This is a genomic window from Clostridium sp. FS41 (assembly GCF_000954015.1).
GTDB classification, from domain to species: Bacteria; Bacillota; Clostridia; order Lachnospirales; family Lachnospiraceae; genus Enterocloster; species Enterocloster citroniae.
In genome coordinates, this window is sequence record NZ_JYHN01000006.1 from 23,382 (window position 1) to 38,145 (window position 14,764).

Annotated in this window: 14 protein-coding genes and 2 tRNA genes; 14 read left to right on the top strand and 2 right to left on the bottom strand. The window is 50.7% G+C overall.

Annotation, left to right across the window (positions count from 1 at the left end):
• The first annotated feature begins 4 nt into the window (after positions 1-4).
• The 13 genes from CLFS41_RS00435 to CLFS41_RS00495 all read left to right on the top strand — a co-directional run bounded on the left by CLFS41_RS00435 (position 5) and on the right by CLFS41_RS00495 (position 12,360).
• Positions 5-1,396, top strand: coding sequence for a V-type ATP synthase subunit B (locus CLFS41_RS00435; RefSeq protein ID WP_007871085.1), 1,392 nt, complete (start codon positions 5-7; stop codon positions 1,394-1,396).
• A 5-nt stretch (positions 1,397-1,401) separates the two neighbouring features.
• Positions 1,402-2,019: a V-type ATP synthase subunit D gene (locus CLFS41_RS00440; RefSeq protein ID WP_007871086.1), complete on the top strand. Its 618-nt coding sequence runs from the start codon at positions 1,402-1,404 to the stop codon at positions 2,017-2,019.
• 50 nt (positions 2,020-2,069) lie between these two features.
• Positions 2,070-2,450, top strand: coding sequence for a MazG family protein (locus tag CLFS41_RS00445; RefSeq protein ID WP_007871087.1), 381 nt, complete (start codon positions 2,070-2,072; stop codon positions 2,448-2,450).
• Between the two features lie 100 nt (positions 2,451-2,550).
• Complete coding sequence (locus tag CLFS41_RS00450; protein ID WP_007871088.1) at positions 2,551-2,826, top strand: HU family DNA-binding protein; 276 nt, start codon at positions 2,551-2,553, stop codon at positions 2,824-2,826.
• Between the two features lie 3 nt (positions 2,827-2,829).
• The gene (locus CLFS41_RS00455; protein ID WP_007871090.1) at positions 2,830-3,069 is read left to right on the top strand and encodes an RNA-binding S4 domain-containing protein; all 240 of its coding nucleotides are present in this window, start codon (positions 2,830-2,832) and stop codon (positions 3,067-3,069) included.
• Positions 3,070-3,139: 70 nt separating this feature from the next.
• Positions 3,140-3,427 carry a sporulation protein YabP gene (yabP, locus tag CLFS41_RS00460; protein ID WP_007871092.1) on the top strand — a complete coding sequence of 96 codons (288 nt, stop codon included), beginning with the start codon at positions 3,140-3,142 and terminating at the stop codon, positions 3,425-3,427.
• Between the two features lie 12 nt (positions 3,428-3,439).
• Positions 3,440-3,820 (top strand): spore cortex biosynthesis protein YabQ, encoded by a 381-nt coding sequence (gene yabQ / locus CLFS41_RS00465; RefSeq protein ID WP_007871094.1) that lies wholly within the window; start codon positions 3,440-3,442, stop codon positions 3,818-3,820.
• A 3-nt stretch (positions 3,821-3,823) separates the two neighbouring features.
• Complete coding sequence (locus CLFS41_RS00470) at positions 3,824-4,141, top strand: hypothetical protein (protein ID WP_007871095.1); 318 nt, start codon at positions 3,824-3,826, stop codon at positions 4,139-4,141.
• A 104-nt stretch (positions 4,142-4,245) separates the two neighbouring features.
• A complete protein-coding gene (locus CLFS41_RS00475; protein WP_007871097.1) occupies positions 4,246-5,667 on the top strand; it encodes a SpoIIE family protein phosphatase in 1,422 nt (473 codons plus the stop codon).
• Positions 5,668-5,841: 174 nt separating this feature from the next.
• Positions 5,842-7,212 carry a tRNA lysidine(34) synthetase TilS gene (tilS, locus tag CLFS41_RS00480; RefSeq protein ID WP_045091119.1) on the top strand — a complete coding sequence of 457 codons (1,371 nt, stop codon included), beginning with the start codon at positions 5,842-5,844 and terminating at the stop codon, positions 7,210-7,212.
• A gap of 54 nt (positions 7,213-7,266) precedes the next feature.
• The gene (hpt, locus tag CLFS41_RS00485) at positions 7,267-7,794 is read left to right on the top strand and encodes a hypoxanthine phosphoribosyltransferase (RefSeq protein WP_007871119.1); all 528 of its coding nucleotides are present in this window, start codon (positions 7,267-7,269) and stop codon (positions 7,792-7,794) included.
• Between the two features lie 100 nt (positions 7,795-7,894).
• Positions 7,895-9,664, top strand: coding sequence for an ATP-dependent zinc metalloprotease FtsH (ftsH, locus tag CLFS41_RS00490; protein ID WP_330412856.1), 1,770 nt, complete (start codon positions 7,895-7,897; stop codon positions 9,662-9,664).
• Between the two features lie 575 nt (positions 9,665-10,239).
• Positions 10,240-12,360: a glycoside hydrolase family 13 protein gene (locus tag CLFS41_RS00495; RefSeq protein ID WP_045091120.1), complete on the top strand. Its 2,121-nt coding sequence runs from the start codon at positions 10,240-10,242 to the stop codon at positions 12,358-12,360.
• A gap of 191 nt (positions 12,361-12,551) precedes the next feature.
• On the opposite strand, the gene CLFS41_RS00500 is transcribed toward CLFS41_RS00495, so the two are convergent.
• Both CLFS41_RS00500 and CLFS41_RS00505 read right to left on the bottom strand, forming a co-directional pair.
• Positions 12,552-12,635: transfer RNA gene (locus CLFS41_RS00500), tRNA-Leu, on the bottom strand.
• A 96-nt stretch (positions 12,636-12,731) separates the two neighbouring features.
• Positions 12,732-12,813, bottom strand: a tRNA-Tyr gene (locus CLFS41_RS00505).
• A gap of 379 nt (positions 12,814-13,192) precedes the next feature.
• Between CLFS41_RS00505 and CLFS41_RS00510 the strand changes: the two genes are divergently transcribed.
• On the top strand, positions 13,193-14,758 hold the full coding sequence (locus CLFS41_RS00510; protein ID WP_007871127.1) for a hypothetical protein: 1,566 nt from the start codon (positions 13,193-13,195) through the stop codon (positions 14,756-14,758).
• The last annotated feature ends 6 nt before the right edge of the window (positions 14,759-14,764 follow it).

Genomic DNA, 14,764 nt, shown 5'->3' on the forward strand with positions numbered 1-14,764 from the left:
ACATATGGCAATTGAATATTTAGGTTTAAGTGAGATCAATGGCCCTCTGGTTGTCCTTGAGGGCGTTCAGAATGCGGCGTTTGATGAGATAGTGGAGATGACTGTGGGAGGCAATACCCACAAAATCGGCCGTATCATAGAGATTTACGGGGATAAGGCCATTATCCAGGTGTTTGAGGGCACCGAGGGCATGGCGCTGCGCAACACCCACACCCGCCTTACAGGCCATCCCATGGAAATACGGGTGTCCGAGGAAATGCTGGGCCGTACCTTTAACGGTATCGGCCAGCCCATAGACGGATTGGGAGACATCATATCTGATGTGAAGCTGGATATCAACGGAAAGCCGTTAAACCCGGTGACCCGTGAATATCCAAGGAACTATATCCGTACCGGTATTTCCGCCATAGACGGGCTGACCACCCTGATCAGGGGGCAGAAACTTCCTATTTTCTCAGGAAACGGCCTTCCCCATGACCAGCTGGCTGCCCAGATTGTACAGCAGGCCTCCCTGGGTGACAATTCAGATGAAAAGTTCGCCATTGTGTTTGGCGCCATGGGCGTTAAATATGATGTGGCTGATTTCTTCCGCCGCACCTTTGAGGAGAGCGGCGTGTCAGAGCATGTGGCCATGTTCATCAACCTGGCCAATGACCCGGTGGTGGAGCGTCTGATCACACCAAAGATCGCCCTTACCCTGGCGGAGTATCTGGCATTTGAAAAGGGGATGCATATCCTGGTCATCCTGACCGACATGACAAGCTATGCCGAGGCCCTGCGTGAGGTGTCCTCATCCAAGGGTGAGATCCCTTCCAGAAAGGGCTTCCCCGGGTACTTGTACAGTGACCTGGCGTCCCTTTATGAGAGAGCGGGCATTGTGGCGGGACGGCAAGGATCCGTTACCCAGATCCCCATCCTTACCATGCCCAATGATGACATTACCCATCCCATACCCGACCTGACGGGGTATATCACAGAAGGGCAGATCGTTCTGGACCGCCAGTTAAACGGACAGTCCATCTATCCGCCCATCAATGTTCTGCCCTCCCTGTCACGTCTGATGAAGGACGGCATCGGCGAGGGATACACAAGGGCTGACCACCAGGATGTGGCTAACCAGCTGTTCTCCTGCTATGCAAAGGTGGGGGATGCCAGGGCCCTGGCATCGGTTATCGGTGAGGATGAGTTATCGCCCACGGATAAGAAATACCTTGTGTTCGGACGGGAATTTGAGGAGAAGTTCATAGGGCAGGCACGCCATGAGAACAGGACCATCCTGGAGACACTGGACATTGGATGGAAACTTCTGGCAATGCTTCCAAGGGAGGAGCTTGACCGTATTGATACAAAGATACTGGATCAGTACTATCAGCCGGCAGCCGAAGAGACGAGGTGATGTAAATGGATCCAAATACATTTCCCACAAAAGGTAACCTGATCGCGGCCAAGAATTCCCTGAACCTGGCCAATATGGGCTATGGGCTGATGGATAAGAAGAGGAATATCCTGATCCGTGAGCTCATGGGGCTGATCGATGAGGCAAAGGGAATCCAGTCTGAGATCGACACTACCTTCAGGGCCGCATATGAGGCGCTGCAAAAGGCCAATATTGAGCTGGGCATCAATTATGTGCAGGAGATCGGCGCATCGGTGCCCGTGGACGACCGTGTGAAGATCAAGGCCAGAAGTATCATGGGAACAGAGATTCCCCTGGTGCAGCACGAGGTAAAGCCCCTGGCCCTGACCTATGGTTTTTATAACACAACCGAGTCATTGGATGAGGCCAGGTATCATTTTGAAAAGGTAAAGGAGCTGACCATTAAGCTGTCTATGGTTGAGAACTCCGCCTACCGGCTGGCCAACTCTATTAAGAAGACACAAAAAAGGGCCAATGCCCTTAAGAATATCACCATTCCCCATTACCAGGAGCTGAGTAAATCCATTTCCGATGCATTGGAGGAAAAGGAGAGGGAAGAGTTTACAAGGCTGAAGGTGATCAAGAGGAATAAGGGGAGGTAAGGTGAATTTGAGTGAACTTGAGTACGTTGGAATGAGAAGGAGGCTGCGGTGTGCATACGTTTGATGAGCTGAGGGGAATTGTCGCTAAGCTGCGCTCTGAGGAGGGATGCCCCTGGGACAGGGAGCAGACATTTGAGAGTTTGAAGAAGTGCCTGGCCGATGAGACGGAAGAGGTGTTTGAGGCCGTGGACAATAAGGACATGGAAAACCTGTGCGAGGAGTTGGGGGATGTGCTCCTTCAGGTGGTGCTTAACAGTGAGATCGCAAGTGAGCAGGGAAGCTTTACAATCGATGATGTAATTGACGGAATTTGTAGAAAAATGGTGCGAAGACACCCCCACGTCTTTGGAAATGTAAAGATTAATTCTGTGGAGGAAGGGACCGCTCTTTGGAATCAGATAAAAATGCAGGAAAAAGCCAAAAAACCTTGACAAATCATAGCAAAAAGGCTATAAATGATTAGGTATACTAGACTTTAAATAGTAATGAATCCGGGGGGCTTCCCGGGACTATATTTAGGAGGAAAAATTGATGAACAAGACAGAATTGATCGCAGCAGTTGCTGAGAAGGCAGAACTTTCCAAGAAGGATGCAGAGAAGGCTGTTAAGGCTTTCACTGATGCAGTAGCAGAAGAACTTGTAAAGGGCGGCAAAGTACAGTTAGTTGGATTTGGTACCTTCGAAGTTGCTGAGAGAGCTGCAAGAGAAGGCAGAAATCCTAAAACAGGCAAGACCATGACCATCGAAGCTTCCAAGACACCTAAGTTCAAAGCTGGCAAGGCTCTGAAGGATGAGGTTAACAAATAATTCATGAGACTGGACAAGTTTCTCAAGGTTTCCCGTCTGATAAAGCGCAGAACCGTGGCAAATGAAGCCTGTGATGCAGGCCGGGTGCTGGTGAACGGCAAGCCAGCCAGAGCATCCCTGAGCGTTAAGACCGGGGATATGATTGAGATTCAGTTTGGTGCCAAAGCCGTTAAGGTGGAGGTTCTGGACGTACAGGAAACCGTTAAAAAAGATGAAGCCAAAGAGCTTTACCGTTATATCTGAGATAAAAGGCATAGAATGGCCAACCTCCCCATATATTTAACATAGGTTAGATATGTGGGGAGGTTTTTGTATGGAAGAAAAGATGGTTGGCGCACGCCAGCACAAGCTTATATTGCAGAACCGCGGAGTGGGTAATATCACAGGAATCTGCGATGTGGTATCCTTTGATGAGAACGCGGTGGTCCTGGACACGGATATGGGGCTTTTGACCATCAAAGGCAAGGAACTCCATGTGAGCAGGCTGACCCTGGAAAAGGGCGAGGTGGATATAGAGGGGACCATTGACAGTATGGTCTACAGTTCCAACGAGGCACTGCGCAAATCAGGGGAATCCCTGTTTACCCGTTTATTTAAATAGGAGGTGTCATCAGTGAGCAGCAGGATTCAATACGAAACCTGGCTGATGGTGCTGAGCCTGGTGACCGGAGCATGGCTGATGCTGGCCTATGACACCCTGAGAGTGTTCCGCCTGGTTATCCACCACGGCCCTATCTGGACAGGAATAGAAGATTTCCTTTACTGGCTGTATGCAGGGCTTGTGACCTTTATCCTTCTGTATGAGCAGAACGATGGAGTGTTCCGGGCGTATGTAATCGGCGGAGTATTTATAGGGATGATACTGTATGACAGATTCATCAGCAGAATTTTCTTTAAATGCTTGAAAAAGATAAGTAAATGTCTTAAAATGATAATTAACAGAAACAAACCCGGCGAGGTTTGTAACCGGGAACAAAGTGAAGTTGGTGATTAACAGATGAAATCCTATGGCAGATCAAGACGTGTAAGACGTGATAAATGGGCAAACCGCATGGCTATCATGGGGATTACCCTTGTTGTTATGTGTCTTGCGGTGGCTATTAATATAAAGGGCGCTGATCTAAAGCAGTCGGACCTGGATTACAAGGTCAGAGAAGAGAATCTGGACGCCCAGGTCAAGGCTGAGGAAAAGCGGACCGAGGAATTGAAGGAGTACAAGATTTATGTAAAGACCAAGCAATATGCCGAGGAGGTTGCCAAGGAAAAGCTGGGTCTGGTGAATCCGGACGAGATCCTTTTAAAGCCCACGGAATGATGACGAAAAGGGGCGAAACATTTTTAAGAATCCAAGCATGATTAGACATTTATTTCCCTCCATGATGCGTATACTGAAAGTTACGCGGATTAGGAGGGATTTTTGTGTTTTCGAGGAATAATAAGGATGTAAAAAACAGATTGGATGTGAATCATTATACGGCCAGGAGACTGGGGGATATGGCTGAGTCCTTAAACCAGCTGGCCAAGGCGTTTGATGACGAGATAGAGAAGAACGGGCAGCTGTCCCGGGGAGACGGACTGGCTGCCATGCAGGCCAGCGCTACTTTGGTGTGTGAAAACTGCAGCCAGTGCAACCTGTACGCGGACAGTGAGAAGGAGGACAGCTATTACCTGTATTATCTGCTCCGTGCATTTGAGCAAAAGGGGCATATTGACCATGACGACATGCCCCAGATGTTCCAGACCGGGTGCAGGAAGCAGGACGCTTATCTGGCACAGTTAAACCGGAGTTTGGGACGGGCTACCATGAACCTGTCGTGGAAAAACCGGTTTCTGGAAAGCCGTGATGCGGTGGTGTCCCAGTTCAGGGAAATGTCCGTGATACTGGAAGAATTTTCCCACCAGATCGATCAGGCAAGAGACATCACGGAGGAGTACGAATACATAATAAAGAAATATTTCAGGAAATATCATATGGCGGTGGGAAATCTGCTGCTGCTGGAATATGAAAATGGCCAAAAGGAGGCATTTCTCACTGTCAGGACAACCAATGGCAGGTGTGTGACTTCCAAGGAGGCGGCGGAGCTTATGGGGGACGTGGTGGATGACAGCCGCTGGAGGCCTGCGGGGGACAGCCGCAGCATCATAACAAAGCAGTATGCCACCATACGCCTGCTGGAGGATGGGGGATACCATCTGATCTATGGGGCTTCCAGGATACCGAGACAGGGAGAGCGGTATTCGGGAGACAATTATACTTTTTGTGAGAGCCAGGGCAGTCAGGTGGTCATGAGCCTTTCTGATGGTATGGGCAGCGGGGAGACTGCGTCCAAGGAGAGCAAGCAGGTGGTAGAGCTTACCGAGCAGCTTCTGGAGACAGGATTCTCAGCCAGGGCGGCCCTTAAACTGGTCAATACGGTCCTGCTTCTGGCAGGGGTGGAACAGCACCCGGCCACGCTGGATGTAAGCTGTATTGACCTGCATACAGGGGTGCTGGAGGTGATGAAGCTGGGGGCGGTACCCACCTTTATCATAGGGGATGAAGGTGTGGAGATCCTGGAGGCCGGACAAGTTCCCATGGGCATTATCAATGGTGTGGAGCCTGTGCTCATGTCCAGGAAAATGTGGGACGGCAACCGGATCGTTATGGTCAGTGACGGGGTGCTGGATGCCCTTCCCGGAGATGACAAGGAACAGGTAATGAAGCAGTATCTGGAAAGTGTGGAGGAGATGGGGCCTCAGGAACTGGCAGATCAGATACTGGAATTTGCTGTTTCGTTCATCCCCGCTCCCAGGGACGATATGACCGTGCTGACCGCCGGATTGTGGAAGCGGCATTCCTGACGGAATGGGGTAAAGGGTGCGCGCAGTATATATTCCCGGCGGATATTGCTGTATTACCTGCATTATGGGGCTTGCACGGTTGAGGTTTTACGGGTATATTATAGAGAGAACATCCGGCCGGGCCCGGCCTTTCGGGGTCCGGCCAAAGGGATGTCCATGATACAGGTGGGATAAATGGAAGAGATGGAGCATAAGGTCCGAAGGACCATAGAAGAATATCACATGCTGTCACCCGGTGACCGGGTCATTGCAGCTGTATCAGGAGGGGCAGATTCCGTCTGCCTCTTAGCGTTGTTATACGGCATGAAAGAAGAATGGGATCTGCAGCTGAGAGCCGTCCATGTCCATCACGGTCTCAGGGGACAGGAGGCTGACCGGGATGCGGATTTTGTCAGGATGTTGTGTGCAGAACTTGATGTCCCCTGTCATATCATAAAGGTAGATGTACGCCGGTTTGCGTCCGGGTCCGGCATGTCTGAGGAGGAGGCTGGACGTCATCTGAGATATGAGGCCCTGGAACAGGAGGCGCAGGAGTGGGAATCCGGGGACAAGGGCCGGGCCAGGATCGCTGTGGCCCACCACAGTGATGACCAGGCGGAGACCATCCTGCATAACATGTTCAGGGGAAGCGGATTGGCCGGGCTGAAGGGAATCCCCCATGTGAGGGGACGGATCATCCGGCCGCTGTTGGATGCGGACCGCCGGGAGATCATAGACTGGCTCAGGAAAAACGGGTTTTCCTGGGTACAGGATTCCACCAATACATCAGACCACTATACACGCAACCGCATACGCCGCCTTCTTCCTATGATCGAGGAGGATGTAAACCAGGGGGCGGTGGGGAATATACTGCGAATGGGAAGGCTGGCCGGCCAGGCGGATGAATATTTGTCCATGAAGGGGAAATGCTGGATCAGGGAATACGTGAAACAGCTGGGTCCACAGGCCGCGGTGCCCTGTGCGGCACTCACGGCTGAGCCGGAGATCATCCGGTCCTATGTGGTGATGGAACTATTAAAAGACCTGGCCGGTTCGGCCAAAGATCTGGGATGGATCCATGTTCAGCAGGTGCTTGGGCTGACCGGGCGTCCGGTTGGAAAGGAAGTCCATCTTCCGTATTCCCTTGTGGCCGTAAGGGAATATGAGAGTATTTTGATCGGCAGGAACATTTCGCCGGATGAGGAAGAGGAAGGGGAAATGGCGCTGCCCAAGGTGGAAATGAGTATATTTTCCTATAAAAAAGGGACACAATTCCCCAAAAACATGTATACGAAATGGTTCGACTGTGATAGAATAAAGGGTACGCCCGTGGTGAGAACAAGGCGTCCGGGGGATTACATGACCCTGGCGGACGGAAGCCACAAGGCGTTAAAACGGTTTATGATCGATGAGAAAATACCGAGACAACTGCGGGACCAGGTCCCCCTTCTGGCAGACGGCAGTCATGTGATGTGGATTATCGGATACAGGATCAGCGAGTTTTATAAGATCGGTCCGGATACCACACGGATACTGCAGGCAGAGGCAGGCAGGAGAAAAGAATAAGTGTACGCTCGGAATCTCCCAGGGTACGCAATAAGTGAAACGGAGGATAAAGTAATGGCGGATAAGATTCGTGTATTGCTGACCGAAGAAGAGGTTGACAAACGCATCAATGAGGTGGCGGCAAAGATCAGCGAGGAATATGCTGGCAAGGAGATTCACCTGATCTGTATTTTAAAGGGCGGGGTATTCTTTACCTGTGAACTGGCAAAAAGGCTTACGGTACCCGTATCCCTGGATTTCATGTCCGTATCCAGCTATGGGGCTGGGACTGAATCCAGCGGTGTTGTGCGGATCCTTAAGGACCTGGATGAGCCGCTGGCAGGAAAGGATGTGCTGATCGTGGAGGATATCATTGACTCAGGACGCACGCTGGCATATCTGATCGAGGTCCTGAAGCAGAGAGGGCCAAAGAGCGTCCGTCTGTGTACCCTTCTTGATAAGCCGGAGCGCCGTGTGAAGAAGCAGGTCAAGGTGGATTACACCTGTTTTACAATACCGGATGAATTTGTAGTGGGATATGGGCTGGATTATGACCAGAAGTATCGTAACCTGCCCTATATCGGAGTCGTGGAATTGGATTAGGGCATTTAAAAGCCATGCCCTGGAACGCAGAAAGAAGGTCTAAGGAGGCAATTCGTTGAGACAGCAGCAGACATTTAGAGGTTTTATATTTATACTCCTGATGCTGATTTTAATCGCCACGGCAGTTCGGCTGCCATATGCAAGACAGGCGGATAAGGTTACGAATCAGGATTTTATTCAGATACTGGATGATGGGCAGGCATCAGAGGTTGCCATCCATCAGAATCCACAGACGCCCACCGGCGAAGTGGTGATCACCATGGCGGACGGACAGGTAAAGCGCCTGTATGTGACAGATGTGAAGGACACCCAGAAGATCCTGGATGACCATAAGATGGAGTATGTGGTAATGGATGTGCCCCAGGAGAATTATCTGGTGACCATTATCCTGCCCTTTATGCTGTCCATTGTGGTGGTGGTGATCATTATCATGGTTATGAACCGCAGCGCGGGAGGCGGCGGCGCCAATGCCAGGATGATGAATTTCGGCAAGAGCCGGGCAAGGATGAGCCGGGACAGCAAGGTGAATTTTTCCAATGTGGCCGGACTTGTGGAGGAAAAGGAAGAGTTGGAGGAGGTTGTGGATTTCCTCAAGAATCCCCAGAAATACACCAGCGTGGGAGCCAGGATACCCAAGGGACTCCTGCTTGTGGGACCTCCGGGAACAGGTAAGACGCTGCTGGCAAAGGCAGTGGCCGGAGAAGCAGGTGTTCCCTTCTTTTCCATATCAGGTTCTGATTTTGTGGAAATGTTTGTAGGCGTGGGAGCTTCCCGTGTCCGTGACCTGTTTGAGGAAGCCAAGAAGAATTCCCCGTGTATTGTATTTATAGATGAGATCGATGCGGTTGCCCGCCGCAGAGGCACGGGCATGGGCGGCGGCCATGATGAGAGGGAGCAGACCTTAAATCAGCTGCTGGTCGAGATGGATGGATTTGGCGTTAATGAGGGCATCATTGTGATGGCAGCCACCAACCGTGTGGATATACTGGATCCGGCCATTCTCCGTCCGGGCCGTTTTGACCGGAAGGTTGCAGTGGGCCGTCCTGACGTAAAGGGCCGTGAGGAGATCCTTAAGGTACATTCCAAGGATAAGCCCCTTAGCGAGGATGTGGATCTTCACCGCGTGGCCCAGACCACTGCGGGATTCACAGGCGCGGACCTGGAGAACCTGATGAACGAGGCAGCCATTGTGTCTGCAAGGGAGAACCGCAGGTTCATCAAGCAGAGCGATATAGACCGGGCATTTGTGAAAGTGGGGATCGGCGCTGAGAAAAAGAGCAAGGTGATTTCTGAAAAAGACAAGAAGATCACCGCTTACCACGAAGCAGGCCATGCGATCCTGTTCCATGTGCTTCCCGATGTGGGTCCGGTACACACCGTATCCATCATACCTACGGGAATCGGAGCAGCAGGCTACACCATGCCCCTTCCTGAAAAGGATGAGATGTTTAACACCAGGGGGCGCATGCTTCAGAATATTATGGTGGACCTGGGCGGACGTATCGCAGAGGAACTGATATTTGACGATATCACCACCGGCGCATCCCAGGACATCAAGCAGGCCACCCAGATCGCCAGGGCCATGGTAACCCAGTACGGTATGTCTGATAAGGTGGGTATGATCCAGTACGGCGGTGATGATAATGAAGTATTTATCGGCCGTGACCTGGCCCACACAAAGTCATACGGCAACGGCGTTGCGGACACCATTGACAGCGAGGTGAAACGGATCATCGATGACTGTTACCAGAAGGCCACGGATATCATCAAGCAGTACGATTATGTACTCCATTCCTGTGCGGCCCTGCTGATTGAGAAGGAAAAGATCAACCAGGAGGAATTTGAGGCATTGTTCGCTCCTGCACAGTGATCAGTTAATTGTGATCAATCATAAGAGAGACAGGGCGGTTCCCGGAAATGGGAGCCGCCTTCTGTATCCGCTGTCAGCTTTGTTGGGAGCGGGCATCTATGGGGCCTCGGAAACGTACTGGCAAGAGGCGGACAGGTGTTCCTGATCAGAGGAAACGGCTGGATCCTTCTCCTGGCCTTTGTGCTTATGGCAATAACCGCCATCTTGGCAATGAACCTTTACTGGGAACGCTGGGCGGGAAATTCATAAGCCCCCCTCCTTTGTGTATTTTTACCACAAACATCCAGGAAAATAATTGATCTTTGTGCACACTTTTTCCGCCCCCTGTGCTATTATAATAAATGTAACCCCCCCCAATACATTATATAGTTTTTGCTACACCCCATAAGAAACGAAATACCTTCTCCTGAAAAGCCTGGCTACCCCGCCAGGCTTTTCACTTTGTGGCATCTATGCAAAAACGTCACCATTAAAGCGGTTTTTCTACTATTATTCGCCTTGTGCAAATAAAAAAATTCATATACAATAGATGATGGGAAAATGGATTTAAACAAATAAGGAAAAGGAAATCAACAGTGGGAGACAATATAAACCGACTTATCAACAGAGACGCCCTCTTTTCCTCAGAGACAGAGGATTACCGTTTTCCGGCTGAGCCGGACGCGGATGATGACGTATTACTTCGTATGCGGACCGGTAGGGGCAATGCAGATCATGTATATTATGTGGAGGACAAAGCAGAAGTTGAGATGGCCAAAGTGCTGTCCGATGATTTGTTTGACTATTATGAATATGAAATTACAGTAGGCACCGATCAGGTGCTTTATCACTTTAAAGTTGTATCCGGACAGGATGTCTGCCTTTATAACAGGCTGGGACCCGTGGATGATGGCCAGGCATGTTTTGATTTTAAGATCACACCGGGATTCCACACTCCTGATTGGGCCAAGGGCGCGGTTATGTACCAGATCTATGTGGACCGCTTTTGCAATGGCGACAAGGATAATGACGTGGAGTCATGTGAATATGTTTATATAGGACGCCCGGTACAAAAGATTGAGGATTGGAGCAGGAATCCTTCCGCCATGGATGTGGGATGTTTTTACGGAGGAGATCTTCAGGGAGTATGGGATAAGCTGGATTACATCAAGAGTCTGGGGGTGGAGGTCATTTACCTGAACCCGATTTTTGTATCTCCTTCCAACCACAAATATGACTGCCAGGATTACGAACACATCGATCCCCATTTTGGCAGGATCGTCAAGGACGGCGGAAGCCTGGTGGATAAGAATGCCACGGATAACAAGGGAGCGGAGAAATACATCATCCGCAGCGCGAGCTGGGAAAATCTGGAGGCCAGCGATGCATTTTTTGCAGAGTTTGTCCAGGAGATTCATAAACGGGGTATGAAGATCGTGCTGGACGGCGTATTTAACCACTGTGGTTCTTTTAACAAGTGGCTGGATGCGGAGGAGATCTATAAGAACTCAGGGGACTATGAACCGGGCGCTTATGAGACCAAGGACAGTCCTTACCACAGCTTTTTCCAGTTCCATGACGAGAGGGACCAGGCGTGGCCCTGCAACGCTACCTATGACGGCTGGTGGGGCCATGACACCCTGCCTAAACTGAACTATGAGAATTCCGGAAAACTGGTGGAATATATACTGAACGTTGCAAAGAAATGGGTATCACCGCCCTATTCCATTGACGGCTGGCGGCTGGATGTGGCGGCCGACCTGGGCCACACGGCGGAATACAACCACTCCTTCTGGCGCAGGTTCAGACAGGCGGTCAAGGAAGTGAATCCACAGACCCTTATACTTGCGGAACACTATGGGGATCCGGCAAGCTGGCTGGAGGGAGACCAGTGGGATTCCATCATGAATTATGATGCCTTTATGGAGCCGGTCACATGGTTCCTGACAGGGATGGAAAAACACAGCGACAGCTATAACGGCAGTGTGTGGGGAGACGGAGAGGCGTTCTTTAATGCCATGAAGTACCATATGAGCCGTATGCAGACCAACACAGTGCTCACTGCCATGAACCAGCTGTCCAACCATGACCATTCCAGATTCCTTACAAGGACCAATCAGGTAGTGGGGCGGACCGGCACCTTAGGGCCTGAGAAGGCTTCGGAGAATGTAAAGCTTCCCGTGTTCCGGGAGGCGGTGGTGATCCAGATGACATGGCCGGGCGCTCCCACTTTATATTATGGCGATGAGGCTGGTGTGTGCGGATGGACAGACCCGGACAGCAGAAGGACCTATCCCTGGGGCAGTGAGGACTTGGAATTGATTGAGTTCCACCGCTATATGACAGGCATCCACAACCGGCTTCCCGTGTTCAAGAAGGGCAGTGTAAAGCCTCTTGTGGCAAAGCACCAGCAGATCGCATTCGGCCGCATGTACCGGGAATACCAGGCAGTGACCGTGGTATCCAACAGCCCTGAGATCCAGATGATGGAAATTCCCGTGTGGCAGCTGGGTATCACGGATGATATGATCCTGGGCCGTCCCATACTTACCATGGAGAGCGGTTATAATGCGGGAATCATGATGTACCGGGTTAAAAACGGTGTGTTAAAGGTGAATATGCCGCCTTACAGCGCGGCGGTGTTTATCTCCAAGCCGGAAGATTTTTATCCGGTGGTGGATTCCCGGTTTGCAGATGGGGTTGGGGAAGAAAAGTAGAAGGAACAGAGTACTCCTGACAGGTAGTGTCAGGGGTACTTTTTCCTTCTGGTATCTCCGGAGATTTTTCCTGTGTATGGTGATTTGCATAAATTGCGATGAAAATAAAAACAGATCCAAAACATGAGAGAGGGACAGCCGAAACCGGCTGTCCCTCTCTCATTACCTTAAAAATATCGAATTTGTTTTAATGCGGGTGGCCGGACTTGAACCGGCACGGTATCGCTACCGAGGGATTTTAAGTCCCTTGTGTCTGCCTATTCCACCACACCCGCATAAGCACAGGTGTACTTACTGTGCGTGCCACGGCTGAAAACCAGGACCTTTACGCGCAATGCACTGATGTCCTTAAGCTATAACTGACACGCTAGTGGGCGAAGGTGGATTCGAACCACCGAAGCTATAAGCAGCAGATTTACAGTCTGTCCCCTTTGGCCACTCGGGAATTCGCCCAAATATTGCTTTGACAAGCAGTGATTATAATACCACAGACAGGGGGAAAAATCAAGAGGTTTGCACAATTTTTGTACGTATCAGGGTGCATTTTAGGTGCTGGAACAGAGCACGATTCCGGTTGGATGGGGCAGTGGGGAAACGTCCTGAACTGTTACTATAATTTTTAATAAAAAAGAGTATTGACAAATAAATAACGAAGTGATATATTAAAAAAGGATTCAGTATCCATTTTTTATTAAATAGTTTGTTTAATAGTTAAATAAAGTCCGGCAGATGCAGATTGCAGACATGAGAATAAGTGCACTTGCAAACGGCTATACACTTTTGTTGGCCAGTTTGTTTAATACATAAACAAATAAATGGAGAACATTTAACAATGGGAAGAGAAGGATTTAAATATCACTGGTGGGGCAAGGGCGATATTGATGCCTCCTTTGGGATCTTCTTTGATGGATTTTCAAAGATCCTGACAGCCACAGGTATCATGACAGTGGTGTTCGGCATGCCGGCGTCCATTGTCATCGGCAAGGTGGTGCCGGGGATCGGACTTGCCATATTCCTGGGAAATCTGTGGTACTTTTTTGAAGCCTCACAGCTGGCCGGCAAGGAAAAGAGGCAGGATGTCACATCCCAGCCCTTTGGGATCGGCGCATCCCAGCTTTCAGGCTGGCTGTATCTGATCATCGGCCCGGTGTACTGGCAGACCAGGGATGCCCAGCTGGCATTCCAGGTAGGACTGGCTGCTGCTTTTATCGGCGGCATGGTAGAGGTGGCTGGCGGTTTTGCAGGGAGATGGATCATCAATAATGTGCCCAACTGCGCGCTTATGGGAAATATGGCCTCATCGGCCATGGTATGGCTGTCCATTGTTGGGCTGGCCATGGTGTTTGACAAGCCGGTGTATGGGCTTTTGCCGCTGTTCATTATCATCATCGATTACCTGGGCAAGGCGGATAAGCGGTTTGCCAAGATCCCCTCCGGAGTGGTGGCTATCCTGATCGGCACAGCCGCTGCCTGGGCGGGAGGATACCTGACTTGGGGCCAGTTTGAACAATCCTTTTCCAGTCTTGGGTTTTATCCCCCTTCCCTCAGCCTGGGGGATGTGACGGCTGGATTTAAGGGGATCGTGCCATTTCTTCCGGTGATCATCCCGCTCCAGATCAACAATTTCCTGTCCACTCTTCAGGGGCTGGAATCAGCCAGAATGGCGGGGGATGCATATCCGGAACGCCGGTCCATGATCATGGATGGGGTGTCCACCATTACCGGCTCCCTGTTTGGCAACCCCTTTCCCACCACGGTGTATTTCGGTCATCCGGGCTGGAAGGAGCTGGGGGCAAGGGCGGGATTTTCCCTTGTGAACGGTATCCTTTACCTTGTCATCTGCACCACGGGAATGACCGGGGTGCTGATGGCCCTTATTCCAACAGAGGCTGTGATGGTGCTTCTCATCTTTATCGGTTTTTCAGTGACCGACAGTACGTTCCGGTCCATGGATAAGAAATACTATCAGGTGATATTTTTATCCCTGATGCCCATTCTGTTCCAATACATGCAGACACTCATCAGCTCGTCCGTGCAGGCGGCAGGGGCAGCCATGGAAAACATATCCTCCGCAACATTTGCCGAGTATTCCGTGCCCATTGAGGGCATCATGTATCTTGGGAACGGTGGTTTCCTCACCAGCCTTTTGCTGGCAGGTCTTCTGGCCTGTGTGGTGGACCGGCGCTACCGGATGGCAGGCGGGTTTGCCCTGGTGATGGCGGGCTGTGCGGCCATAGGAATGATCCATTGTCCGGAGATCGCGCTGCTGTCCGGTCCGGGGATCGTGTTTGGGATCATTTACCTTACGGTTGCCATTTTCCTGTTTTCAAAGGGATATTATTTTGAGCAGCAGACAGAGGAAAAAGGACCGCACCCCATGGTGCAGGATCATATATAATTTTCA